The following is a 23,961-nucleotide window of genomic DNA, read 5'->3' as shown; positions in this document are numbered from 1 at the left end:
GATGCGGTTGTCGGTGATCGCGCACCCCGTGGTGCGACACGCGCCGCTGCACCGCGTCCTCGTTCCCGCCGCACGGCTGCGGAACCTCTGGCTGCGACCTCCCGAGCCGGTCGTCGGCGTGGCGACGGTCACCGGGTCACGGGCCGACCTGCTGCGGTTGGGCGCGCTGGTGCGGTTGGCGGCGACCAGTCGGCACAGCGCGCTGTTCGTCCCGGCGCGGGACAACGTGCCGCCCGAGGAGCTGTGGCGGATGGGTCACGCCCGGCCCGTCGACCTGCTGGTGGTGCGCCGTGACGTCGGGCTGCGGCCGTCGGACTGGCCCGCGGTGCGGCGGGCGCTGCGGCGGTCGACGGCGCGACCCGGCCGGTTCACGACGCCCCCGGCGCGCACCGACGAGGTGTGGCGCCCGTGGGAGTGGACCGGGTCGCACCGGATCACGCTCGCCGAGCACGCGTCCGCCCTGGTCGTCTCCAGCACGGGCCGCTCGCTGCACCGGCTCGGCGACCTGTTCACCGAGGCGGGCGAGCTCGTGGCCGCGGACCGGGACGTCCACCGGCACGGGCACGCGCACCTGACCGGCTTGCGGACCGTGTTCACCGAGCCCGACGTGGCGCTCGACGTCTACGGCCGCGACCCGATCTTCCACCAGCGCCGTTGGGCGGTTAGCGCTTGAGCGGGTACTTCTTCGGCAGCTTGAACCCGCGTTCGGCCATCACGGTGCGCAGCCGGTCCGGGTAGTCGGTGATGATGCCGTCCACGCCGTCGTCGATCAGCTTGTGCATGGTGGCCGGGTCGTTGACCGTCCACGGGACGACCTTCAGGCCGTGCGCGTGCGCCTCGTCCACCAGGGCTTTCGTCGTGAACGGGACGTAGTCCGGGTCGCCGACCCTCCCGTTCTGCGGGTTGCCGTGGACCGGGGAGAGGGCGGACGCGCCGAAGCTCTTCACCGCCTTGACCACGCTGCCGCCGAAGTCGGCCAGGTCCAGGCCACCCGTCCACGGCGAGCCGGGGCGCAGGAACTCGGGCTGGGTCAGGGCGACCAGCGGTAGGCGCGGTTCGGCCTCGCGCCACAGCATCAACGTGGCCCAGTCGAACGACTGGACGGTGACGTTGCGGTGGAAGCCGGACTTGCGGATCTCGCGGGCGGTGACCTCGACGAACTGCTCGCGCGGCGCGGTCTCGTGCGGTGCGGCGGCCTCGACCTTGGTCTCGATGTTGAACTTGACGCCGAACGCGCGGTGGCGGCGGGCCAGGGCGAAGACCTCGGCCAGCGTCGGCATCCTCGCGCCCGGCGACAGCTCCTGGTCCGGGTACTGCGACCAGCGGCGCGAACCGCAGTCCAGGGTGCGGACCTGCGCGAACGTCAGGTCCTTCACGTACTTGCCCGCGTACGGGAAGGCCGGGTCGCCGGGGACGGCGGGCGCGGTGTCGACGCACTTCGCGGGGTTCGTCCTGCGGTCGTGGGTGACGACCTCACGGCCGTCCTTGGTGATCTGGACGTCCAGTTCGAGGGTCGTGACGCCCAGTTCAAGCGCCTTGCCGAACGCCGCCAACGTGCTCTCGACCGTCAGCCCGATGCCGCCCCGGTGCGCCTGGAGGTCGAACTTCCCGCCGCCGTCGCCGCCCGCGCTCGCCACGCCGGAGGTCAGCAGGGTCAGGACCAGTGCCGCCGCAAGTGCCCGCATGAGGCCACGGTTGCACGTGGACGTCACGGGTAAGGCAAAGCGCGAGCGTCAGGACGGTGAACATCCACCGTGCCGCGGTTCACCGGAAAGCATGAACGCGCGCCGTTCCAGTCCTCACCACTTGGCATTTTTCCACCCAAGGCAACACCCAGCGTAGCCGAATACACTTTCAGGAATAATTCGTCACTCGACCGGAATAAGGATCTCCCCAATTTTGCGGCAAATCGCCGCAGAGTACCTGTTCAGCGCTGTGACCTCGCTATAGGCACCGGTACCGTGTGACTTGCAAGCGATCCCAGGGGGTTGAAGATGGAAATGATACGACTGGCGGGCGATTGCCAGAATGACGATTGCCCCACCGTGTACGCCACCGATCGCGGCACCATCGCAGTCCAAGGCGTCATCGTGACCGATCCCGGCCGGGTCCGGTTGTCGCCGGGCGAGGCTTTGGTCGAGATCTCGGTCGACCTGTTGCGGGAGGCCGCTCGTGCGGCCGGGTGAACCCCACCTGCGCTCGGACGAGAACTGGCTGGCGGGCGACGATTGGGCGCGTGTGTGGCGCGAGTTCACGACATCGGCGTTCCGGCTGGAGACGCTGCCCGAGTACCGGGTCGCCGGCGAGGACGGGTTGCTGGAGCGCTTCCGGTCCGGCCTGCCGATGCCCAGCGGGTTCAACTCGGCCTGGCACGAGCGCCTGCGCTCCTACCGGCGTTCCGACAGAACGGTACAGCGCGTCCGGGTCGTGGCCCGACCCCTGACCGATTACCAGCGCAGCCAGTTCGAATGGGGTTATCCGGGGAACTCCGCAGCCGGCGAGGACATCCGCGTCCTTGACCAGGACGACGATGTGGTCCGGGAACTGCCGGCACAGGACTTCTGGCTTTTCGACGATCAAGTGGTCGTGCTCATGCACTACCAGGACGGCCTGCAGATCGGCCGTGAGCTGCTCACCGATTCCGATCCCGCCGACTACGTGCACTACAAGGAATTGGCGTTGGCGCACAGCACGCCATTCCACCGATACCGGCGACGAGGGAGCGGCGGCCTCGTCGGGACCGGCGAAGATGGCCGAACAGCGACCTGAACCAACGAGCAACGCGGTCACCGGGCCGGTGGCCGCCGTGGTGCAGGCCGGGACCGTCCACGGTGACATCACCGTCCACGGGGTCGGTGGCAGCGGTCCGGCCTCGCTGCGGCAGTTGCCGATGGCCCCGGTGAAGTTCGTCAACCGGGAGGCCCAGCTCGCCTCGCTCGACGCCCTCGTGACCGATCGACCGACCGAGGCCCCGGAGACGGTGGTACTGACCGCGGTGGCCGGTGCGCCGGGGATCGGCAAGACGTCGTTGGCGCTGCACTGGGCACACCGCGTCCGTCACCGTTTCCCGGACGGCGACCTCTACCTGAACCTGCGAGGTTACGGCGCCGGTCCGCCGTTGACCGCGTTGCAGGGCATCGGGTTCTTCTTGCACGCGTTGGGCGTGCCGGCTGAGCGCGTGCCGGCGGACCTGGAATCCGCTGCGGCCCTCTACCGCTCCCTGCTCGACGGCAAGCGGATGCTGATCCTGATCGACAACGCGGTCAGCGCCGCGCAGACCCGACCTCTGCTGCCCGCCTCGCCGACCTGCATGACGGTCATCACGAGTCGCAGCCGGCTGTCCAGTCTCATCGCCGTGGAGGGAGCTGAACCGGTCGTGTTGGACGTGTTGACGCCCGCCGAGTCGTTGGAGATGCTGCGCCGCCTGGTCGACGCCGATCGGGTCGACGCCGAACCCGAGGCAGCCGGACGGATCGCCCGGTGGTGCAGCCACCTGCCGCTTGCGCTGCGCATCGTCGCCGAACGCCTGGTGGAGCAGGAGTACCTGACCCTCGACGAACTCGCCGATGAGCTGGCAGACGAGTACCGCAGGCTGGACGCCCTCGCGTCGGACGACGAACTCGCCGACGTGCGAACGGTCTTCTCGTGGTCGTACCACCGCCTACCGCCCGACGCGGCACGGCTGTTCCGGCTGCTCAGCCTGCACGCCGGAGCCGACTTCGGCACGGCTGCCGCAGCAGCCCTGACCGGTTCCGACCCGGTCCCCGTGCGTCGCCTGCTGGGCTTGTTGACCACCGCGAACCTCCTCCAGCAGACGGCCACCGACCGCTGGCGGTTACATGACCTCCTGCGCACCTACGCCGCGGACCGCGCGGTGGCGGACGAGACCGAGGACGCACGGCGTCACACCGTCCGCCGGAGCCTGCGCTGGTACCTCTTGTCGGCCGCGAACGCTCGCCGGGCGTTCCTCCCGGACCTGATCCTCGAGATCGGGACCGCCGACTCGGTCGACGAGGTCACCCCGCTCGTGTTCACCGACGTCGACGCCGCGCTGCGGTGGTTCGAAGCGGAGCGGTTCAACCTGCTCGACGCCCTCGCCCAGGCATCCGCCCTGGGACACCACGACATCGCCGCCACCATGCCGAAGGCGATGGCGGGCTTCTTCGAGGTTCGCGCCTACTGGTCGGACTACCGCGACGTCTACGCCACGGGTCTCCGCTCGGCGAAGGAGATCGGCTTGGCCCCGTCGACCGTGGCCAACCTCGTCGGACTCGGGGACGCCCACCACATCCTGGGCGAGTCGGATCAGGCGTTGGAGCACTACCGCGAAGCGGCCGACCTGGCAGGGCGGATCGGCAACGGCCGCACCGAGGGTTTCGCGACGCGCGGGATCGGACTGGTGGAGGAGAAGGCGGGGCGGTTCGAGCTCGCCGCCGAGCACTACCGACGTGCGCTGGCCAGGCTGCGAGAGGCCGGTGCGCGGCGCGGCGAGGGGATGTGCCTGCTCAGCCTCGGCGACTGCCTCCGCGCCATGGGCAGGTTCGGCGAGGCGATCGACTACGGGCGACAGGCTTCGGCGGTGTTCCGGGAGACCGACGACCGGTTGTCCGTCGGGTTGGCGCTCAACTCCCTGGGACTTTCACATATGGCGGCGGGCGAGCACGGAGAAGCGCTTGCTCGCCACCGAGAGGCGCTGGCCATGTTCCGCCGGTTCGACCACCCGCACAAGGAGGCGTTGAGCCTGCTCAACCTCGGAGATGTGCTGGCGGCGCTGGGCGACGCGGCGGACGCCCGCCGGCACTGGTCCGAAGCCCTGGTGGTGCTGGAGCGCATCGGCGCGCCGGAGGTCGAGGTGGCACGCGCCCGTCTGGGCACCCGCTGATCAGGCGGTGACCCGCCGTGAGTCGATGGCGCGCAGGAACGACGACCACTGAACAGCGGGGAACGCGAGCGTTGCGGCGTCAGGGTTCTTCGAGTCCCGGACGGCGACCGCCGGTCCCGCGAACGCCACCTCCACGCAGTTGGTGTTGCTGGCGCCCCCACTACGGCTGCTCTTCCGCCACACGGCACCCGAAAAGTCCACAGTGGACACAGCATCGCCTCTTTCACTCCGCCAGAACCCGCTGGACCAGGGCGATCGACTCAGCCGGGCTCGACGCTTGGGAAGTCAGGTACTCGAACATGAGTTTAGCTTCCCGGAGCCCCTGCTCATCCTCGATGTGCACCGCGCCCGCCATGTGCTCGATGAAGAGGACCGGCGACTCGTCGTCCTCGAACCCGAGCAGGGAGAAGCCGCCGACCATGCCGGCGTGCGCGCCCCTTTCGTTGCCGAGCACCCGGATGGTCACGTTGGGCCGTTCCGCCATGTCGAGCAGGTGTCGCCGCTGCTCACGCATGACATCCGCACCGCCGACCTCCTTGCGCAGCGCGGCTTCGTCGATGATCGCGTGCAGCCGCAGGGGGTTCGGACCGGTCAGTCGCTCCTGGCGGATCTGGCGGACTCGGATGTCGTTCTCCAGCCACCGTCTGGTGCGCGGCAGGCGGTGGGCCTCGAACAACGCGCGCATGTACCCGACCGTTTGCAGCAGGCCCGGGATCACCAGCAACGCCAGTTCGGAGACGTGCGCGGCTTCGGTCTCGACGTCGATGTAGCCCTGGTTCTCGATGCCGTAGGTGGTCCACCAGCCGGGCTCGCGGGCGCGTAGTGCCTGGTCGAGGAGTTCGGGGTCGTACTGGTCGTAGAGGTCCATCATCGACTTGGCGAGGTGGACGTCGAGGATGGTCTCGCCCTTCTCCAGCCTGTGGAGGGTGGACTTGGTGCGGTACAGGGCCCTCGCTGCCTCGTCGAGGGTCATCTTGGCCTGGGTCCGCATCCGGGCGAGCTTGCGACCCAGCCGACGGCGGCGGAACGGTGGCGGGGTGGGCACAGGGCAGCATGATCCGGCGGGACGCGCGCATGCGGGATTCCCGTCGCGCTTCACCGCATCGGGCGGATCTCCCGGCCGCACAGTCGGCCCCGTGGAAGCGAACCTTTTCAGCCTCGTGGACGCGACCGACCGCAACCGGATCTTCGCGTGGGGCATGGAGATCATCGAGGACGAGACGACGGACGCGATCGTCTACCGGCGCGATCCCGACACCGGCCGCACGTTCATCGGCCGGCACGCGTCCGCCGAATCAGCCCTCAAGCGCTACGGCAGGCGCATTCCCCTCGCGCTGGCCTGGGAGTACGAGGAACCGGAGCACGAGGACCGACTCGCATGAACACCACACCGCGTCTGCGCCTGACGCCGATCGGGCCGGAGCACGCCGGAGAACTGCACGCCCTCCACCAGGACCCGGGCATAGCCGAGTGGTACGGCCCGTGGACCGAGGAGGACGCCCTCAACGCCGCCGTGCACATGGGTGACGCGTGGCGGACCGAGGGCGTCCACAAGTGGCTGGCGCACCACTGCGAGTCCGGCGAGCTGATCGGCCGGGGTGGCCTCTCGCACGCCGAGGTCGACGGGGTGCGGCGGTTGGAGGTCGGGTGGGCGGTCCGGCGGCGGTTCTGGGGTCAGGGGTACGCCACCGAGATCGGTCGGGCGGCGCTGACCGTGGCGTTCACCGAGCTGGCGGCGGCGGAAGTCGTGTCCTTCACCGAGACCCACAACCACCGTTCACGGGCGGTCATGGAACGTCTCGGGTTCGCCTACAGCCACGACTTCCTGCACCACGGCGAGCCGTTCGCGCTGTACGTCCGCGAGGCGGGTCAGGCGTTCGGGATCGGCCAGGACGTCGATGGCGACGATCCGCCCGCCCGTGACGGTGAACGCCATGACCGACAGCGGCCGCCCGTTGACCACGACGACGACCCCGGCCACGCCGTTGACCAGGGCCGGGCGAGCGAACGGGGACAGTCGGCCGAAGGTGACCGCCTGGCCGGCCACGGTGCGCGCGCCGGTGAAGGTGGCGGTGAGGCGTGAACCCGCGCCGGCGTCCGAGCGGAGGACGACGTCCGGGTCGAGGACTGCGACCAGCGCGTCCAGGTCACCGTCGCGGGCGGCGGCGAAGAAGGCGTTGACGACGTCGCGCTGACGGGTCGGGTCGGGGTCCGGGGTCGGAGCCTGACCTCGTACGCGGCGGCGGGCGCGGCTGGCGAGTTGCCTGGTCGCGGCGGCGGACTTCTCGATCAGCGCGGCGATCTCGTCGAACGGGACGGCGAACATGTCGTGCAGCACGAAGGCGAGGCGTTCGGCGGGCGTGAGGGTGTCGAGGACGACCATCAGCGCGAGGCCGACCGAGTCGGCCAGCACCGCTTCGTGCTCGGGGTCGGTGCCGTCGTCGTGGCTGACGACCGGGTCGGGCACGTGGACGTCGAACGGGTCCTCGCGGCGGTGCTCGCGTGAGCGCAGGACGTTCAGGCAGACGCGGGCGACGACGGTGGTCAGCCACGCGGCCGGGTTCTCGACCTCGTCGGTGTCGGCGCGGTGGAACCGGAGCCAGGTCTCCTGCACGGCGTCGTCGGCCTCCGCCACCGAGCCGAGCATCCGGTAGGCCACCGCGCGCAGGCGGGGCCGGTGCTCCTCGAAGCGCTCGGTCGGCAGATCGCGGTCGTCCACCGTGTCACATCCCTTCTCCGCCGCGGGTCGTAGCGGTAGACCCACACGACACGTTCGGAGGAACGATGACATCCATCCTGGTCACCGGCGGTACCGGCACCTTGGGCCGGCTCGTGGTGCCGCTGCTGTCGGACGCCGGTTTCACGATCCGGGTGCTCAGCCGCCGGGGTGGCGGGCCGGCGGACGGGGTCGAGCACGTGACCGGCGACCTGCTCACGGGTGCGGGCGTCGAGGCCGCGGTGGACGGCGCGGAGGTCGTGCTCCACCTGGCCGGCGGCTCGAAGGGTGACGCGGAGGCGACCGCTCGGCTGGTGCGTGCGGCGGCGAAGGTCGACGGTGTACGGAATATCGTCTACATCTCGGCGATCGGCGCCGACCGCGTCCCACTGGGGTGGTTCAGGGCGAAGCTCGGGGCGGAACGGGCGGTGGCCGAGTCGGGTCTGCCGTGGACGACGCTGCGGGCCGCGCAGTTCCACGACTTGGCGCTGACGGTGGTGGCGAAGATGGCGAAGCTGCCGGTCGTCCCGATCCCCGGCGGGTTGCGCTTCGAGCCGGTCGACGCGCGTGACGTGGCCGAGCGCCTGGTGGAGCTCGTGGTCGGCTCTCCGGCGGGCCGGGTGCCGGACCTGGCCGGCCCGAAGGTGTACGGGATGGGCGAGCTGGTGCGCGGGTACCTGGGGGTGCGGGGCAAGCGCCGGGTCACGCTGCCGGTGCGGATGCCGGGTCAGGCGGGACGGGCCTACCGCGCGGGCGAGAACCTGTCGCGCGAGGGCGCCACGCTCGGCCGTCGGACCTGGGAGGACTTCCTCGCCGAACGGGTGCTGACCGACCGGTGACGACCTGCGCGACCAGCCACGACCAGCGCGACCAGCCACGGCAGGGGTGGAATCGGCGGCCCGGGCTCGCGCGGCGGGACCGGCGGGACCGGATCGACGGCGCGGGCTCGCGCGGCGGGATCGGCAGGGCGGGCTCGGGCTGCGGCTCGGAGGGGGCCGCGGCCGAGACGGGCAGAGCGGCTCTTCCACGGCCGAGGCGCGGAGGGCGGGGCAGCCGACGCGGCGGGCAGGTAAGTGGCGGCGCGGAGGCAGCGCGGGCAAGCGCAGGCCAGCGGCAGCGGGGGCAGGCGGGCAGGCGGGCAGGCGCAGGTCAGCGGCAGCGCAGGCAGGCAGGCAGCGCGGGCAGGCGGGTCAGCGCAGGCAGGCGGGTCGGTGGGCGAAGAGGTGGCGCGGGGGTCAGCGGGGGGAGCCGGAGGCGCGGGTTGGGCGCAGGGTGGGGGCCGGGGCGTCCTTGACGTCCACCACCCGCATCCGGCGGATGGCGGCCGCGTCCACCGGCAGCAGGAGAACCGTGATGTGGCGGACCACGAGCGCCGTCACGGTCGCCGCGGCGGCGCCCAGGAGGTCGGTGATGGCGTGGAACAGCACGCCGTCCGCCAGGGCCTGGGTGCTGGAGCGGAAGCCCCAGGCCAGGGTGAACGCGGTGAACAGGCACGTGAACGCCCACAGGCCCCACCACCACCGGATCAGGGTGGAGGGGTTCGGGCGGCTGGTGGCTGGTTCGCGGAGGGCCGCGTGCTCCAGTTCGGCCAGCACCGAGCCGGGCACGACCAGGTTCACGCCGGGCACGACGAGGCCGATCACCACCTCGTTGTCCGACCTCGACGGGCCGTAGCCCGCCTCGCGCGCGGCCGCGTTCCGGGCCCGGCGCAGCCACAGCAGGGTGAACACCACGGCGACCGCGGACGCCACGAACATCACCACCGACGACGCCACGACCATCGCGTCCGACACGCCGACCGTGGTCCCCGACATCGCGCCGTACCGGCTGAGCAGCAGCAACACGTAACGCCACGTCTCGCTGCCCGCCGCCCACACCGCCGTCAACGCGGCCAGCCCCAGGGCGTGGGACGCGGTCCGCGCCGCCCGCTGCACCTGGTCGACCGTGTCGGCGGGCCGGTGGTCGTCGGTGGCCACGGACGTGGGCCAGCGCCACGCCAGCAGCGGGAAGCCCCAGCGCGGTGGCACCGGGTACGACGGCGGGCCGGTGTAGCCCCGGCGCGGCGCACCCTGGCGACGGTGCGGGTAGGCGCCGGGTGGCGGGTTCGCCACCCAGTCCACGCGCAGCGGTCGCAGTGCCATGTCAGATGACCTCGGGCTCCGCGCCGTCGACCTCACCGACCAGCGGACGACCGGACGCGGCCCACACCTGCATGCCGCCGTCGACGTTGGTCGCTTCCCAGCCGTTGGCGTTGAGGTACTGCGTGACCCGCGCGGACCGGCCGCCGGCCCGGCACACGACGTAGAACTCGGAGTCGCCGGGCAGGTCGTCGAGCCTGCCCGCCAGCTCGCTCATCGGGATGTGCACAGCGCCCGGGGCATGACCCGCCGCCCACTCGTCGGCCTCGCGGACGTCGAGCAGCACCTTGCCCTCCGGCAGTTCCGCCGGCACCTCGGACACTTCAACGCTGGGAACGGTCACGGGTCCATGCTGCCATGGGGGTCATGAACCGGGGATAAGGAGCACGCCGGCCACCTTCCCCGAAAGGATGATGGCCGGCGTGGTCCCCAGCGGAGGAACGGCGACTAGTGAGCGGTCGCCTTCTCGGCGCCGACGCCGGTGAGGGCGCGCACCTCCATCTCCGCGTACTTCTCCTTGTCGTCTTCCTTCGACAGCACGGTGCCGAGGTAGCCGAGGATGAACGCCACCGGGATCGACACGATGCCCGGGTTGGACAGCGGGAACAACGCGAAGTCGACGTTCTTGAACATCGACGTCGGCTTGCCGGACACCGCGGGCGACAGCACGATCAGCGTGATCGTGACGGCGAGACCGCCGTAGATGCTCCACAGCGCGCCGGAGGTGTTGAACCGCTTCCAGAACAGCGAGTACAGGATGGTCGGCAGGTTCGCCGACGCCGCCACCGCGAACGCGAGGGCCACCAGGAACGCGATGTTCTGGCCGTTGGCCGCGATGCCGCCGAGGATCGACACGACGCCGATCACGATGGCGGTGCGCCGCGCGACCTTGACCTCGGCGTCCTTGTCCTCCGCCTCACCCTTCTTGATGATGTTGGCGTAGATGTCGTGCGCGAACGACGCCGAAGCGGTGATCGTCAGACCGGCCACGACCGCGAGGATCGTGGCGAACGCGACCGCGGCGATCAGGCCCAGCAGCAGCGGTCCGCCGAGCGCCTCGGCGAGCAGCGGAGCCGCCGAGTTCGCCCCACCGGGTGCCGCCCTGATCTTGTCCGGACCCACCAACGCCGCCGCGCCGTAGCCCAGGACCAGCGTGAACAGGTAGAACAGGCCGATCAGCCAGATCGCCCAGACCACCGAGCGGCGGGCCTCCTTGGCGGTCGGCACGGTGTAGAAGCGCATCAGGATGTGCGGCAGGCCGGCCGTGCCCAGCACCAGCGCGAGCGCCAGCGACAGGAAGTCCAGCTTCGACGTGCCGGTCGCGCCGTACTGCAGGCCGGGGCCGAGCAGCTTCTCGCCCGCCTTCGGCGCGTTCTCCACGGCCGAGCCGAGCAGGGCGGACAGGTTCAGGCCGAACTTGGCCAGCACCCACACCGTCATCACGCCGGCGCCGATGATCAGCAGCACCGCCTTGATGATCTGCACCCAGGTGGTGCCCTTCATGCCGCCGATGAGCACGTAGGCGATCATCAGAGCGCCCACGATCGCGATCACGATCGCCTGGCCGACCTTGCCGGTGATGTTGAGCAGCAGGGCGACCAGGCCGCCCGCGCCCGCCATCTGCGCCAGCAGGTAGAAGAACGACACGGCCATGGTCGACGTCGCCGCCGCCGCGCGCACGGGGCGCTGGCGCATGCGGAAGCTCAGCACGTCGCCCATCGTGTACTTGCCGGTGTTGCGCAGCAGCTCCGCGACCAGCAGCAACGCGATGAGCCATGCCACCAGGAAGCCGATGGAGTACAGGAAGCCGTCGTAGCCGTTGAGCGCGATGGCGCCCGCGATGCCGAGGAACGACGCGGCGGACAGGTAGTCACCCGCGATCGCGACGCCGTTCTGGGGGCCCGTGAACGAACGGCCCGCGGCGAGGTAGTCAGCGGCCGTCTTGGTGTTGCGGCTGGCCCGGATGACGACGACCAGGGTTGCCGCGACGAAGATGCCGAAGATACCGATGTTGAGCAGGGCGTTGCCGTTCACGCTTGACCCCCTTCGAGCTCGTTGCGGAGCTTCTCCGCCATGGGGTCGAGGTTCTTGTTCGCGTGCCGCACGTAGAGCGTCGTGATGACGAACGTCGACACGAACTGCAGCAGCCCGAGGATCAGGCCGACGTTGATGTTGCCGATGACCTTCGTCGACATGAACCCGTGGGCGTAGTCGGCGAGCAGGACGTACAGCAGGTACCAGGCCAGGAAGAGACCGGCCATGGGGAAGACGAAACTGCGCAGCCGCCGGCGTAGCTCACGGAAGTCGGGGCTGTTCTGCACATCAACCCAGTTGTGGCTGCCCTGGGCGTCGGGGGTGTGCTGCTCAGAGGTGCTCACGGTCCCCTCCTCGCGTACTTGACGACGGTGTGAACGGCACGTAAGTCCTCCTGGTGCGTTCCTGATACGCCGTGCACCGTAGGGAGACCTGGCTCACGCCTGAAAGACCTTTCGTGTGACCGTGCGCTCAACTGTCGAGTGATGCGATGAGCGGTAGTGCTGCTGAGACGAAGTGCCACTCGGGTGATTGAAATCACCGGTAACCAGATCGGTGTCGTTATCTTCACCCGATCGAGACCTATCTCCACTCTCGGCAACCATCGCGCAGGACTGAACGGGTACCGCGCAGGTCATCACCAGGGTGACGTGCGTCGACAGGACTCTCAAGAGGGCGTAGCCCACCTCCCGGTGCCCAAACATCGGCGTGAGCCATTTCACAGCCCACCGCCGAGCCGCACCGGTCCGCCGCCGAGCCGCGGGTTCAGGTCGACGGGGTCGAGTCGCCGTCGCGGTACTTGCGGTCCGCCACCCGGGCCTTCTCCTCGGCCGTGCCGAACCGCTGCACGTCCCGGTCGCGCATGAACCCCAGCGGGTCCGGCGCGTGCAGCCGCAGCAGGATCTGGTTCACGTCGTCGGGTCTGCGGCGCGAGGTCAGCTTGCTGATCATCACCATGGTCAGGAACGCCACCGGCACCGTCACCAGCGCCGGCTGCGACAACACCGACGGCGCCCACCGCCCGGTGTACGAGCTCACCACCATCACCACCTGGGCGCCGATCACCAGCCCGCCGCCCACGACCAGCCCGGCCATCGCGCCGACCCACGTCAACCCGCGCCACCAGATGCCCAACAGCAACAACGGGCAGAACGTCGACGCCGCCAACGCGAACGACATCGCCACCGTCAACGACGCGTCCGCCCGCGGCAGCAGCAGCGCCAACCCGATCGCCACCGCGCCGGTCAGCACCGTCGCCCACCGGAAGTCGCGCACCTTGCCCGGCAGGATGTCGGTCGACACCACCCCGGCCACCGACACCAGCAGCCCCGACGACGTGGACAGGAACGCCGCGAACGCGCCCGCCGCCACGATCGCGCCCAGCACCTGGCCCAGCACGTTCGGCTGCATGGTGGTCGGCAGCAGCAGGACCGCCGCGTCCGTCTTGCCCGTCACCAGCAACTGCGGCAGGTACTGGCGCGAGATCACGCCGAGCACGGTCGGGAAGAGGTAGAACAACCCCAGCAGGTACAGCACGTGCAGGGCCGTGCGCCGCGCCGCCCGCCCGTCCGGGTTGGTGTAGAACCGCACCAGCACGTGCGGCAGCCCCATCGTGCCCAGGAACGTCGCGAAGATCAGCGAGTACGTCTCGAACAGCCCCGACAGGCCCTCGGTCTGGGGCCGCAGCCAGTCGTGGTTGGACGTCGGCGAACCCTCGACCACCGGTACCGGCGACCCCGCGGTGAACCGCAGCTCGGTGTCCGCGCCCACCTCGTGCAGGCCGGGCGTCCAGTACACCGGGCCGTCCACGGGCCCCCCGTTCACCTGCCCGGTCGCGGACAGGTCGATCGCCACGTCGACGCGCACCCGCACCGGGTCGACCGTGGTCACCTCGGCGTTCTCCGGGAACCGCAGCACGCCCGAGGCGTCGACCGGCTGCGCCCCGTTGCCCGGCCCGGTCAGGAACACCGCGAACAGCACGAACGTCGGCGCGGCGATCGCGAACAGCTTGCCCCAGTACTGGAACGCCTGCACCAGCGTGATCGCGCGCATCCCGCCGCCCAGGACGTTCACCACCACGATCCCCGTCACCACCGCGCCGCCCAGCCACGTGGGCAGGCCGGTGATCGTGTTCAGCGTCAGCCCGGCCGACTGCAGCTGCGGCACCAGGTACAGCACGCCGATGCAGATCACGAAGAACGTGCAGAACTTCCGCAGGTTCGACGGGCCCAGCCGGGCCTCGGCGAAGTCCGGCAACGTGTACGCGCCGGACCGCCGCAGCGGCGCCGCCACGAACAGCATCATCGCCAGGTACCCCGCGGTGAAGCCGATCGGGTACCACAGCGCGTCGATGCCGTCCTTGAGCACGAGCCCAGCCACGCCCAGGAACGACGCGGCGGACAGGTACTCGCCGGAGATCGCGGCGGCGTTGCGGGTGGCCGGGACCGCGCGGCGGGCGACCAGGAAGTCCGGTGTCGTGTTCGCCCGGCGGGAACCCACGTAGCCCAACAGGAACGTCAGCGCCGCCATCACGCCGACGAGCACGAGGCTCCAGGGGTTGTCGATCACCGGTCCACCGAGCTCACGAAGTCGTGCTCATGCCTCTCGGCGAGTCTTCGGTAGGCGTAGCCCACGCCGTAGCAGAGCGGGAACGGCAGCAGGCCCAGCAGCAGCCACGGCAGCCGCACACCCACCAGCTGCACCTCCGCCAACCACGGCAGCAGGTAGAACACCAGCGGCAGCAACGCCAGCAGCAGCAACGTGCCGCCGCCCAGCACCAGGCCGGTGCGCAGCTGGGTCCGGATCAGGTCGCGGATCAGCTTCTCGCCGACGCTGGTCTGCTCCTCCAGCTCGATGATCGTGCGCAGCACCCGCCCACGCCCGCGCGGGTCCGCCAGCACCACCCGCCGGCGGCGGTTCTTGCGCGCCGAGACCGACAGCCAGGCATCGCGTTCGGCCGGCTGCGGCTGGTCCGGTTGGCCTGGGGGGCCGGAGTGCTTGGTCATCCCCAACTGCTCTTGGGGGGACGCACGATCCGCTCCTTCAGCTCACGCGTGTGCCGCCGGCTCACCGGCAGCTCCTTCGCGCCCTCACCCGAACCGATCACCACCGCGTACCCGTTCGACGTCATCCGCAGCTCGGTCACCAGCGGCAGCGCCACCAGGAAGGAGCGGTGGATGCGCACGAACCCGGCGTTCTCCCAGCGCTCCTCCAGCTGCGCCAACGGGATGCGCACCAGGTGGCTCGCGCCGTCGCTGGTGTGCAGGCGCGCGTAGTCGCCCTGCGCTTCGACGTAGCGGACGGTGGCCCGGGGCACGAGCTTGATCGTGCCACCCAGCTCGACCGGGATCACCTCGTCGTCCTGCGGTTCCGCCGCGGTGGCCTCGGGTGTGACCGCCGGTGTCGAGGCGACCCGTTCGACGACCCGCGAGATCGCCTTGTTGATCCGGTCGGAGTTGATCGGCTTGGTCACGAAGTCCAACGCGCCCACCTCGAACGCCACCACGGCCTCCGAGTGCTCGACCCCCGTGACGAACACCAACGCCGGCGGCGCGCGGAACGCGCCGAGCACGCGCGCCAGGTCCGTGCCGCTCAGGCCGGGCATGTTGATGTCGGCGAACACGGCGTCGACCGGCGGTAGCCCTGCCTTCGTGCGGTCCATCACCTCGACGTCGTAGTCACCCCGGAGGATGCGCAGTGCCTCGGCCGCGTCGAAGGCCGTGAGCACGCGTCGGATGTGCGGGCTGCTCTCGAGCAGGTACTTGATCTCGCTCAGACCGGGTGCCTCGTCGTCCACCGCCAGGACGAGGAGGCCGGTGCTGTCCGTGCGATTGTTCACTGGGGTGCTCACTGTGCCGCGCATCTTGCCGACCCGGTGGGGTCGCTGTCTACGCCGGTTGCCGGACGGCCGCGAGGCCGTGACCTCACAAGCCGAATCGCGACCAGCGCGCCCGCTCTTCCAGGGCCGCCAACCCCTCCACCAGGAAGTCGCCCGATCGAGTGGTGGCGCCGGCCAGCCCGAGGCGGGCCAGCAGCGGTCGGCGCGGCTCGGCGATCGCGATGTCGGCGTCCGGGTAGCGCTTGGCCACCACGCCGCGCAACGTGCCGACGCCGTCGACCAGCCCCAGCTCGACCGCCTTCGCCCCGGTCCACACCTCGCCGTTGAACAGCTCGTCGTCGGAGGCCGTCAGCTTCGCGCCGCGGCGCTCCTTGACCCAGTCGACGAACTGCTCGTGCAGCTGCGCCTGGAGGCCCTTGAGCCACTCGACGTCCTCGGGCTTCTCCGGGCTGAACGGGTCCAGGCGCACCTTGGCCTCACCCGCCGTGTGCACCCGCCGCTCGACGCCGTAGCGCTCGATCAGGCCGTTGAGGCCGAACCCGGCGCTGACCACGCCGATCGAGCCCACCAGGGACGTGCCGTGCGCGTAGACCTCGTCGCCCGCGCAGGCCAGCCAGTAACCGCCGGAGGCCGCCAGGTCCTCGCAGAACGCCAGGACGGGGACCTTCTTCTTCGCGGCCAGCTCCCGGATGCGCTCCGCGACCAGCGCGGACTGCGTGGGCGCGCCGCCGGGCGAGTTGATCAGCAGGGCGACCGCGACCAGCCGGTCGTGCTCGAACGCGCGGGTCAGCGCGCTCTCCACGGTCTGCATGTTGATGGTGTTGCGGGCCATCGGCGTCGGCGTCGGCGTGATGACGCCGTGCAGGCGGACGGCGGCCACCACGGGTCCGCGCTCGGTCCGCTCGCTGACGATCCGGGGCAGCCGGGCCGCGATCTTGTCCGTCACGCTCATGCCGTCGACCTTACGTGTGGCCGCCGGTCCGGTGTGGGTGGGAAGCACGGTCGGCGGGGCTAGCATCGACCGGTGACGTTCAACCCGATCCGGTGGCTCGAACGCTACGTCGAGTGGTGGGACGACCGCGGGCGCAAGAACGCCGACGGCCCGACCGCCATGCACGTCTACTGGATGTGGATCTCGTGGGGCGTGTGCGCGGTCATGATGGTCACGGTCCTGGCGATCGCCGCCGCCTGACCGGTTCGCGGGCCCACGCCGCAGACGTCGGGCGGATCAGGCGCGGACGACGGGTTGTTCCGTGGTGTCCTCCAGCCGCGGCGGCATCAGCGGCAGGTTCGTCTGCACGCCCCGGCTGTACTTGGGGATCTTCAGGATGATCTTCATGCCGGCGTCCGGCGCGGTCTCCACGACCAGCGCGTAGTCGTCGCCGAACACCGCCCGCATCCGGTGGTTGATGTTGCCGAGGCCGACGTGCGCACCGGTCTGGTGGGCGTCCTTCAAGTCCTCGAACAGGCGGTCCGGGTCCATGCCGACGCCGTCGTCCTCGACCGAGATCAGCGCTTCCGCGCCGTTGTCCTCGGCGATGATCGTCAACAGCCCGCCGCCGGGCTTGCGCGCCAGGCCGTGCCGCACCGCGTTCTCCACCAGCGGCTGGAGCACCAGGAACGGCAGCACGACCTGCAACACCTCGGGCGCGATCTTCAACCGCACGTTCAGCCTCGGCCCGTACCGCGCCTGCTCGATGGTCAGGTAGCGGTGGATGTTGGTCAGCTCGTCGGCCAGCGTGGTGAAGAAGCCCTCGGTGCGGAACGAGTAGCGGGTGAACTCGGCGAACTCCTGCAGCAGCTCCCGCGCGTGCGCCGGGTCGGTGCGGATCAGCGAGGAGATCGTGTTCAGCGCGTTGTAGACGAAGTGCGGCGAGATCTGCGCCCTCAGCGCCTTGACCTCGGCCTGCGCCAACGCCTGCCGCGACTTCTGCAGCACCTCCAGCTCCAGCTGCGTGGAGACGAACCGCGCGGTCTCCTCGGCCATCCGGATCTGCCGCTTGTTCGCCACCCCGCTGACCACGATCAACGTGCCGGCGACGTCGTTCTCCACCACCAGCGGCACGATCACCGCGCTGTGCAGCGAGCACGGACCGGGCAGCTCGCACTCCAGCTTGCGGTGCTCGACGTGCTCCTTGTGGCCCTCGCCGATCGCGCGCTCGATGTAGGTGCGCAGGAACTCGTAGTGGTCGTTGGCACCGCCGTCCCACGACAGCAGCGTGCCCTCGTGGTCGGTGATGCCGACCGCGACGCACCGCAACATCTCCCGCAGGTGGGGCGTCGCCTTGTTCGCCGCTTCCTCGGTCAAGCCCTCGCGCAGGTCGGCCGACGCCTTGGACATGCGGTGCAGCATGTCCATCACGGCGTCCTCGACCGAGGTGCTGACGCGGCGGGCGCGGCACAGCATCACGAACAAGCCGAGCACGGCCAAGGTCGCGATGAGTCCGAGCACAGCGCGCTCGGTCAGGAGGTCCCGCACGGCGTCCATGCTGTTCCGTGGGGGCGGTATAGGCAAGGGGATCGCCGGGCCAAGACGCGTTCATCCGATGAATTGGCGGCAACCGTGGCACAGCGCTTACTCGATCGGGTGATCAAGAGGTCTGATGATCACGGAGAGTGGGTGCGACCCGATCACTCGGGTCGCACCCGCGGCCGCGGCGCTCACCCCGCGTCAGCGTCGACCGCCCCCGCTCGGCGTCGGCCCGCCGTCACTTCGTCTTGGTGGTGGTCGTGGTCTCGGTCGGGTCCGTCTTCTTGCACTCCAGCTTCTTGACGAGGTCTTCCAGGTTCGGGTCGTCGAGCAGGTCCAGTTGCTCCAGCACGCGGCAGATCACCTTGGTGACCTGGTCCTGCTCCAACTCGGGTTGCTTCGGCGCCGGGTCGGCGACCGAGACGGCGATGGTCGAGCCGGCGAACGTCGCGATCCCCATGGCGGTACCGATCAGCGCGGCGGCGAGGCGCTGGTTCATAACTCCTCCAGGTAGTCGATCCGATACCTGGAGGATTTCCCCGCACGACCGCGCTCAGCCGACGAACGGAGCAAGCCACTCGTCCGTGTGACTCACTTGAGCAGTCGTGACATCCGCCGGTCGGCCAGCGGCTTGCCGCCGGTCTGGCACGTCGGGCAGTACTGGAAAGCCTTGTCCGCGAACGAGACCTCGCGCACGGTGTCACCGCACACCGGGCACGGCAGACCGGTCCGCGCGTGCACCCTCAGCCCGGACCGCTTCTCACCCTTCAGGGTCGCCGCGGACTGGCCCACGGATCGCGCCACCGCGTCGTTCAGCACGCCGATCAACGCCTCGTGCAGCCGGTCCAACGCCTCCGCGGACAGCTTGCCCGCCGTCGCGTAGGGCGACAGCCGGGCGGTGTGCATGATCTCGTCGGAGTAGGCGTTGCCGACGCCCGCCATCAGCGTCTGGTCGGTCAACGCGGTCTTGAGCCGCTCGGTGCGGCCCGCGAACAGGTCCTCCAGCTGGGTGCGCGTCACCGACAGCGCGTCCGGACCCAGCCGCGCGACGCCCGGCACGTCCGCCGGGTCGTGCACCACCCACGCGGCCAGGCCCTTCTTCGTGCCCGCCTCGGTCAGGTCGAACCCCGGCCCCTCGCCCGGCGGACCCAGGTGCAAGCGCAGCGCCAACGGCCCGCGGCCCGGTTTGGGCGGCGCCGCCGACAGGTGCTCCGACCAGCGCAGCCACCCGGCCCGGGCCAGGTGCACCACCAGGTGCAGGCCGCCGCAGTCGAGGTCCAGGTGCTTGCCGAACCGGCCCGCGCCGGTCACCTCGCGTCCCTGGAGATCGGTCCACGGCGGCGTGAACGTCTTCAACACCTGCAACGACGCGACGTCCACCCGGTGCACGCGCCGTCCAACGGCGTGCTCGCGCAGGTGGTGGGCGAGCGCCTCGACCTCGGGCAGTTCCGGCACCCGACCAGTGTCACCCGCCGGGCGCGATCAGTCGACCGGTTGCAGCGGACCGTCCAGGTCGGGCAGCGAGTACATCTCGATCTTGCGGGCCACGTTGGCCACCTCGTTGCGCACGGTCAGGAAGCCGCGCACCGAGCCGACCCACCGCTCCGGCGGCAGCTCCTCGGTCTTCTTCGACTCGGCCGCCACCAGCCACGGCCGCCGCACCGCCCAGCGCACCGGGAAGAACAGGAACACCAGGACCAGCGCCACGATCAGCCACGACGGCACGACCACCTCGGCGGGCGTCCACATGACCAGGGTGACGCCCATGCCGATGACGATCGCCAGCAGCAGCACGCCCGGACCGTGGCCACCGCTCACGTCGTGCTCGAAGTCCTCGTCCGTCGACGGGTTGCGCCACTCGATCTGGCTGCGCACCGTCCACATCCGGCCGTCAGCTCCGCGCACCAGCCGCGTCATCACCGTCTCCTCAAGACGTCGAGCGATCACTCAGCGTTGTCCACGCTACCGGCAAAGTCTTGCACCTCGTGGGTGAAAACCCGCAGTTACGCGGGTTCGAGGCGGCTCGGCGTCGGGTGCAGCGTCACGGTCGTCGGCGTGACCGTGGGCTTGGCCGACCCGGTGGTCGTCGTCGGCGGGCCGGTCGTCGTGGTCGTGATCAGCAGCGCCGTGCGGGAGTCGGACGTGGTGGTCGGCGCCGGGGCCACCGCCAGGGCGCGTTCCCGGGCCGGCGAGGACGAGCCGCTCGGCACCACGACCGCCGGCGGGACGGGCACGGCGGAGGAGGAGGTGGTGGCCGGTGGCGTCGACCGCCCCGTCGTCATCGTCTTCGTGTGCCGGACGTGCGGCGCGTCGACCGACGGCGCCGGCGAGGTCTCGCTGGTCGCGGTGCCGGTGGCGGTGACGGTCGTGGTGGTGCCCAGGACCAGCACGTGCCGGCCGGGCGCACCGTCGGGGCCCGACTGGACCAGCGCCGGGCCGGGCGCGCCGGTGAACGTCCCGGCGATCACGCCGAACAGCCCCACGGCCGCCGCCGACGCGGTCGTGGCCAGCACGAGCTTCACCCGGCCGGTGAGCCACGCGGCCTTGCCCACGGCGACCGGGCCCATCGCGACCGGGCCCATCGCGACCGGACCGAGCACGACCGGACCGGCCGACCCGAGCGCCGCCGGGGCCAGCAACGCGGTCGCGGCCACCGGCACGGCGATGCTGCCCGCGTGCGCGCGCAACGTCGAGCACACCTCGACCAGCTCGGCGTGCAGCGCGTTGCACGAGGAGCAGGTCCGCAGGTGCTTGCGGATGCGCTTGCCCTCGGTGCCCTGCGCGCCGCCCGCCGTGTAGGCGCCCAGCTTGGCGACCACCGAGCCGCACGCGCGGGGCCCGGCGTCTTCGGCCAGGTGCGCCTGGAGGTACGCCGCCCGCAGCCCCTCGCGGGCACGGCGGGCCAGCGCCGCCATCGCGTTCGGGCTCAGGCCGAAGCTCGGCGCGACCGCGGCCGGCCGCTCGCCCTCCACCTCGACCTGCCACAGCACCGTGCGCCACCGCTCGGGCAGGCTGGTGAACGCGCGGGAGATCAGCGCGTGCTCCGGCCGGTTCGCGGTGACGTCCGGGAACGGCTCGACCCGCCGGCTGAGCTCCTCGTCCTCGACCGGCACGTCCCGCCGCCGCCCGCTCCACTCCCACGCCACCCGGCGCGCGACGGTCAGCAGGTAGGTGCGGACGTGGTCGGTCGGGCCGTTGCCCCGGCGGATCGCCTGGAGCACCCGGAAGAACGCCTCGGCGGTCAGGTCGTCGGCCTCGGCGTGTTCACGCACGTGCCGGAGAGCGAACCGACGAACGGCGTCGGCGTGACGGGTGAACAGCTCGCCGAACGCGCCGTCGTCGCCCGCCCTGACCCTGGCGAGCAGTTCCCGGTCGAAATCGGCATCTCCGGCCATCCCGCCCGGCACCTCCCGCCCCGCCTGTGGTCCAGTCGTCAAGATGCCACAGCCGGCCGGTCCCGGCCCGAAGTGATAGCGAGCCGATACCGAACACCGACTGACGGACTGGGCCGTTCGGCCTACCCGGCGCACCTGCGCGCCGCAGCGGGTCCGCTCGCAACCGGTGACGGACCGGTCACGGGTGGGCGTCAGCTGGTGGCCGACCGTGCTGCGGGCGCGCCGATCACGAGTAGTCTCCTGCCGCGTGGTCGATTGGCGCACAAGGGCTTCCGCCCTCCTCCCCGAGCTGAGCGCCGTCGTTGAGCGCGAGTCCTGGTCCTGCCACGTGTTCCTGTCCGAGTTGTGGCAACTCGCACTGGAAGCGCACCGTGACGGCGACCACGACGTGCTCTGCCGCGTGTACGGCTTCGCCCACTGGTGCTTCCGGCAGCCCGAGCGGTTCCTGTCCGACGCGTCCGTGGTCAGCTTCTACGAGCACGTGTTCGACGAGTGGGAGCTGCGCGACGAGGTGGCGCCGTGGCTGCCCGCCGAGGTCGTCGACCGGGTCAGGCCGCTGTGGGAGTGGCGGTGGTCGAAGGAGCGGTTGGTCGAGGTGGACCGGCTGCTGGAGCGCTCGGGACCCCCCGTCGAAACCAAGTCGGACGGTGGGCTATAGTTGTCGGCAACAGGCGGATGTAGCGCAGTTGGTAGCGCATCACCTTGCCAAGGTGAGGGTCGCGAGTTCGAGTCTCGTCATCCGCTCTCGAATCACGGCGAGTGCTCATGGAGCACTCGCCGTTTTCGTTCGCCCTCCACACGGGCGCCAGGCCCCGAACTCCCCGGCGGAGCCCTCTCGACCCCCGGGTGCGCACCGCACGCGCCCGCGATCGCCATTAGGTTGGCGTCGAAGGTTTCCTCGTCGAAGACGGAGTTGCAGACATGGCCACCACCCGCAAGGCGACCACTCACTGGGAAGGCAACCTGCTGGAGGGCAAGGGCACCGTCGCCCTGGAGTCGTCCGGCATCGGCACGTACGACGTGAGCTGGCCGTCCCGCGCCGAGGCGGCGAACGGCAAGACCAGCCCCGAAGAGCTGATCGCCGCCGCGCACTCGTCCTGCTACTCGATGGCGCTGTCGCACGGCCTGGCCCAGGCGGGGACCCCGCCGCAGCAGGTCGACACCTCGGCCGAGGTGACGTTCCAGCCCGGCACCGGCATCACCGGCATCCACCTGACCGTCACCGCGATCGTCCCCGGCCTGGACGCCGAGGGCTTCGCGGCGGCCGCCGAGGACGCCAAGCGGAACTGCCCGGTCAGCAAGGCGCTGACCGGCACCGAGATCACGCTGACCGCGAACCTCCAGGCGTGACCCGCTGATCGGATGACGTCCGGTACCAGCCTGATACCCGAAGTGTCAGGCCGGTACCGGATGTCCCGAAGGATTTGACCCGAACGAGTGAGGCCGGTAGTCGTTGTGGATGCTCACGGCGTTGGGTGGTTCCGGCCGGCTCGCCTTCGGCGCCCTGATCGGTGCGGCGGTGGCCGCCCTCCTGGCGGTGCACGGTGGCGTCGTGAAGCCGCCGAGGGGCCTGGAGCCGGCCGACGGCGGTGAGATCGTGGTCGTCAAGCGCAGCGAGCAACCGAGCCGCACGGGCGGCGGGACCGGCACGACGACGTCGAGCACCGCGTCCTCCGGCAAGACCACCACCACGACGGTGTCGTCGTCGTCCAGCACCACCACCACGACGACGGACACCACCGCCACCACCACGACGACGGACGTGACGACGACCACCACCACGCGGCCGACCACGACCACCACCCGGCGGCCCACCACCACGACGAGCAGGACCACCACGACGACCCGCAAGCAGTGCGGGCTCATCTTCTGCTGATCGCCCGCCACCGGATCACCGAGCGTGCTTTGGCAAGATCGAGGCGTGACGTCCAGCCAGGTGCCCACCCAGCCCCAGCGAACCAACGGCACGCCCACGGTCCGCATCCAGCCCGTCGCCACCACGCCCGAACCCGCTTGGCCCACGACCGAGCCGATGACCGCGACCGACCTCATGCCGGTCGCGGCGGCCACCACGAAGTTCCCGCCGGTGATCCTCCCCGCCCACGGCACGGGCAACCGCCCGACCAACGGCACCGCCAACGGCAGGACCGGCGGCACGACCGCTCCCGCGAAGCCCACGCCACCCGTCGCCGCCGCTCCTGTGCAGCCCGCGGCACCCGTCGCTCCCATTCCCGCGAAGCCCACGGCACCCGTCGCCGCTGCTCCCGCGAAGCCCACGGCACCCGTTGCCGCCGCGCCGGCAGCTCCCGTGGCCGAGCCGACCGCCGTCCCGGCTCCCGCGCCGGCGGCACCCGTCCCCGCTGCCGCACCCACCCCGGCCCCCGAGCGCGCGTCGACGCCACCGGCCAAGCCGCGCAGCAAGTTGCGCCGGATCGCGCGGCGCATCGTCGGGCCCACGCTGCTGACCAAGAAGAACTGAGGGGCGGCT

General features: G+C 70.8%; 28 protein-coding genes, 1 tRNA gene and 1 pseudogene. 13 read left to right on the top strand and 17 right to left on the bottom strand.

Annotated features, from left to right (window positions below):
- The first annotated feature begins 1 nt into the window (after position 1).
- On the top strand, positions 2–673 hold the full coding sequence (locus tag AB0K14_RS01550) for a hypothetical protein (protein ID WP_360448353.1): 672 nt from the start codon (positions 2–4) through the stop codon (positions 671–673).
- Here the strand turns inward: AB0K14_RS01550 and AB0K14_RS01545 are convergent.
- The gene (locus AB0K14_RS01545; protein WP_360448355.1) at positions 663–1,685 is read right to left on the bottom strand and encodes a glycerophosphodiester phosphodiesterase; all 1,023 of its coding nucleotides are present in this window, start codon (positions 1,683–1,685) and stop codon (positions 663–665) included. The two genes, AB0K14_RS01550 and AB0K14_RS01545, sit on opposite strands and share 11 nt — an antisense overlap.
- Before the next feature lie 303 nt (positions 1,686–1,988).
- On the opposite strand from AB0K14_RS01545, the gene AB0K14_RS01540 reads away from it, so the two are divergent.
- Genes AB0K14_RS01540 through AB0K14_RS01530 form a run of 3 tightly spaced genes read left to right on the top strand, consistent with a single transcriptional unit; the run spans position 1,989 to position 4,882 of the window.
- On the top strand, positions 1,989–2,186 hold the full coding sequence (locus AB0K14_RS01540; protein ID WP_360448357.1) for a hypothetical protein: 198 nt from the start codon (positions 1,989–1,991) through the stop codon (positions 2,184–2,186).
- A complete protein-coding gene (locus AB0K14_RS01535; RefSeq protein ID WP_360448359.1) occupies positions 2,173–2,769 on the top strand; it encodes a DUF6879 family protein in 597 nt (198 codons plus the stop codon). Before AB0K14_RS01540 ends, AB0K14_RS01535 begins: the two co-directional genes overlap by 14 nt.
- The gene (locus AB0K14_RS01530) at positions 2,750–4,882 is read left to right on the top strand and encodes a tetratricopeptide repeat protein (protein WP_360448362.1); all 2,133 of its coding nucleotides are present in this window, start codon (positions 2,750–2,752) and stop codon (positions 4,880–4,882) included. The genes AB0K14_RS01535 and AB0K14_RS01530 overlap by 20 nt, the downstream gene beginning before the upstream one ends.
- On the opposite strand, the gene AB0K14_RS01525 is transcribed toward AB0K14_RS01530, so the two are convergent.
- Positions 4,883–5,065 carry a DUF397 domain-containing protein gene (locus tag AB0K14_RS01525; RefSeq protein ID WP_364337417.1) on the bottom strand — a complete coding sequence of 61 codons (183 nt, stop codon included), beginning with the start codon at positions 5,063–5,065 and terminating at the stop codon, positions 4,883–4,885.
- A gap of 40 nt (positions 5,066–5,105) precedes the next feature.
- Entirely contained in the window at positions 5,106–5,927 is an 822-nt protein-coding gene (locus AB0K14_RS01520; protein ID WP_360448367.1) for a helix-turn-helix transcriptional regulator, read from the bottom strand.
- A 91-nt stretch (positions 5,928–6,018) separates the two neighbouring features.
- Here AB0K14_RS01520 and AB0K14_RS01515 point away from each other — a divergent pair, with 91 nt between their 5' ends.
- Both AB0K14_RS01515 and AB0K14_RS01510 read left to right on the top strand, forming a co-directional pair.
- Entirely contained in the window at positions 6,019–6,264 is a 246-nt protein-coding gene (locus tag AB0K14_RS01515) for a hypothetical protein (RefSeq protein ID WP_360448369.1), read from the top strand.
- Positions 6,261–6,629, top strand: a pseudogene (locus AB0K14_RS01510) (GNAT family N-acetyltransferase); the annotation flags it as partial. The gene AB0K14_RS01515 and the pseudogene AB0K14_RS01510, both read left to right, overlap by 4 nt.
- Before the next feature lie 30 nt (positions 6,630–6,659).
- Here the strand turns inward: AB0K14_RS01510 and sigJ are convergent.
- Positions 6,660–7,601 (bottom strand): RNA polymerase sigma factor SigJ, encoded by a 942-nt coding sequence (gene sigJ / locus AB0K14_RS01505; protein ID WP_360448371.1) that lies wholly within the window; start codon positions 7,599–7,601, stop codon positions 6,660–6,662.
- A 65-nt stretch (positions 7,602–7,666) separates the two neighbouring features.
- On the opposite strand from sigJ, the gene AB0K14_RS01500 reads away from it, so the two are divergent.
- On the top strand, positions 7,667–8,437 hold the full coding sequence (locus AB0K14_RS01500; RefSeq protein WP_360448373.1) for an NAD(P)H-binding protein: 771 nt from the start codon (positions 7,667–7,669) through the stop codon (positions 8,435–8,437).
- Between the two features lie 396 nt (positions 8,438–8,833).
- Here the strand turns inward: AB0K14_RS01500 and AB0K14_RS01495 are convergent, their stop codons facing one another.
- From AB0K14_RS01495 to AB0K14_RS01460, 8 genes are all read right to left on the bottom strand, one after another.
- A complete protein-coding gene (locus tag AB0K14_RS01495) occupies positions 8,834–9,739 on the bottom strand; it encodes a DUF4328 domain-containing protein (protein ID WP_360448376.1) in 906 nt (301 codons plus the stop codon).
- A gap of 1 nt (position 9,740) precedes the next feature.
- Positions 9,741–10,079: a rhodanese-like domain-containing protein gene (locus AB0K14_RS01490; protein WP_360448378.1), complete on the bottom strand. Its 339-nt coding sequence runs from the start codon at positions 10,077–10,079 to the stop codon at positions 9,741–9,743.
- A 104-nt stretch (positions 10,080–10,183) separates the two neighbouring features.
- Positions 10,184–11,770, bottom strand: a complete 1,587-nt coding sequence (locus AB0K14_RS01485; RefSeq protein ID WP_360448381.1) for a cation acetate symporter — start codon at positions 11,768–11,770, stop codon at positions 10,184–10,186.
- Entirely contained in the window at positions 11,767–12,114 is a 348-nt protein-coding gene (locus AB0K14_RS01480; protein WP_360448383.1) for a DUF485 domain-containing protein, read from the bottom strand. The genes AB0K14_RS01485 and AB0K14_RS01480 overlap by 4 nt, the downstream gene beginning before the upstream one ends.
- A 421-nt stretch (positions 12,115–12,535) precedes the next feature.
- On the bottom strand, positions 12,536–14,338 hold the full coding sequence (locus tag AB0K14_RS01475; RefSeq protein WP_360448385.1) for a cation acetate symporter: 1,803 nt from the start codon (positions 14,336–14,338) through the stop codon (positions 12,536–12,538).
- Positions 14,335–14,775, bottom strand: coding sequence for a hypothetical protein (locus AB0K14_RS01470; protein WP_360448387.1), 441 nt, complete (start codon positions 14,773–14,775; stop codon positions 14,335–14,337). The genes AB0K14_RS01475 and AB0K14_RS01470 overlap by 4 nt, the downstream gene beginning before the upstream one ends.
- Positions 14,772–15,632: a LytTR family DNA-binding domain-containing protein gene (locus AB0K14_RS01465; protein ID WP_360448390.1), complete on the bottom strand. Its 861-nt coding sequence runs from the start codon at positions 15,630–15,632 to the stop codon at positions 14,772–14,774. Before AB0K14_RS01465 ends, AB0K14_RS01470 begins: the two co-directional genes overlap by 4 nt.
- A 61-nt stretch (positions 15,633–15,693) precedes the next feature.
- Entirely contained in the window at positions 15,694–16,560 is an 867-nt protein-coding gene (locus AB0K14_RS01460) for a S49 family peptidase (RefSeq protein ID WP_360448392.1), read from the bottom strand.
- Between the two features lie 72 nt (positions 16,561–16,632).
- Between AB0K14_RS01460 and AB0K14_RS01455 the strand changes: the two genes are divergently transcribed.
- Positions 16,633–16,800, top strand: coding sequence for a hypothetical protein (locus AB0K14_RS01455; RefSeq protein WP_360448394.1), 168 nt, complete (start codon positions 16,633–16,635; stop codon positions 16,798–16,800).
- 36 nt (positions 16,801–16,836) lie between these two features.
- Here the strand turns inward: AB0K14_RS01455 and AB0K14_RS01450 are convergent, their stop codons facing one another.
- The 5 genes from AB0K14_RS01450 to AB0K14_RS01430 form a co-directional block, all read right to left on the bottom strand.
- The gene (locus AB0K14_RS01450) at positions 16,837–18,096 is read right to left on the bottom strand and encodes a histidine kinase (RefSeq protein ID WP_360448397.1); all 1,260 of its coding nucleotides are present in this window, start codon (positions 18,094–18,096) and stop codon (positions 16,837–16,839) included.
- Positions 18,097–18,316: 220 nt separating this feature from the next.
- Entirely contained in the window at positions 18,317–18,577 is a 261-nt protein-coding gene (locus AB0K14_RS01445; RefSeq protein ID WP_360448400.1) for a hypothetical protein, read from the bottom strand.
- A 92-nt stretch (positions 18,578–18,669) separates the two neighbouring features.
- A complete protein-coding gene (locus tag AB0K14_RS01440) occupies positions 18,670–19,533 on the bottom strand; it encodes a DNA-formamidopyrimidine glycosylase family protein (protein WP_360448403.1) in 864 nt (287 codons plus the stop codon).
- Between the two features lie 27 nt (positions 19,534–19,560).
- Positions 19,561–19,995 carry a DUF983 domain-containing protein gene (locus tag AB0K14_RS01435; RefSeq protein WP_360448406.1) on the bottom strand — a complete coding sequence of 145 codons (435 nt, stop codon included), beginning with the start codon at positions 19,993–19,995 and terminating at the stop codon, positions 19,561–19,563.
- Positions 19,996–20,081: 86 nt separating this feature from the next.
- On the bottom strand, positions 20,082–21,473 hold the full coding sequence (locus tag AB0K14_RS01430; protein WP_360448408.1) for a sigma-70 family RNA polymerase sigma factor: 1,392 nt from the start codon (positions 21,471–21,473) through the stop codon (positions 20,082–20,084).
- A gap of 247 nt (positions 21,474–21,720) precedes the next feature.
- On the opposite strand from AB0K14_RS01430, the gene AB0K14_RS01425 reads away from it, so the two are divergent.
- The 5 genes from AB0K14_RS01425 to AB0K14_RS01405 all read left to right on the top strand — a co-directional run bounded on the left by AB0K14_RS01425 (position 21,721) and on the right by AB0K14_RS01405 (position 23,952).
- Positions 21,721–22,131, top strand: a complete 411-nt coding sequence (locus AB0K14_RS01425) for a hypothetical protein (protein ID WP_360448410.1) — start codon at positions 21,721–21,723, stop codon at positions 22,129–22,131.
- A gap of 13 nt (positions 22,132–22,144) precedes the next feature.
- Positions 22,145–22,217: transfer RNA gene (locus tag AB0K14_RS01420), tRNA-Gly, on the top strand.
- Positions 22,218–22,394: 177 nt separating this feature from the next.
- Positions 22,395–22,823 (top strand): OsmC family protein, encoded by a 429-nt coding sequence (locus AB0K14_RS01415; protein ID WP_360448412.1) that lies wholly within the window; start codon positions 22,395–22,397, stop codon positions 22,821–22,823.
- Positions 22,824–22,932: 109 nt separating this feature from the next.
- Positions 22,933–23,349, top strand: coding sequence for a hypothetical protein (locus AB0K14_RS01410; protein ID WP_360448415.1), 417 nt, complete (start codon positions 22,933–22,935; stop codon positions 23,347–23,349).
- 45 nt (positions 23,350–23,394) lie between these two features.
- Entirely contained in the window at positions 23,395–23,952 is a 558-nt protein-coding gene (locus tag AB0K14_RS01405) for a hypothetical protein (protein ID WP_360448418.1), read from the top strand.
- Positions 23,953–23,961 lie beyond the last annotated feature (9 nt).

Origin of the sequence: Actinosynnema sp. NPDC050801 (assembly GCF_040673975.1) — a bacterium.
GTDB lineage: Bacteria > Actinomycetota > Actinomycetes > Mycobacteriales > Pseudonocardiaceae > Actinosynnema.
The sequence above is the reverse complement of the archived record's forward strand: the minus strand, read 5'-3'. Positions and strand labels throughout refer to the sequence as shown.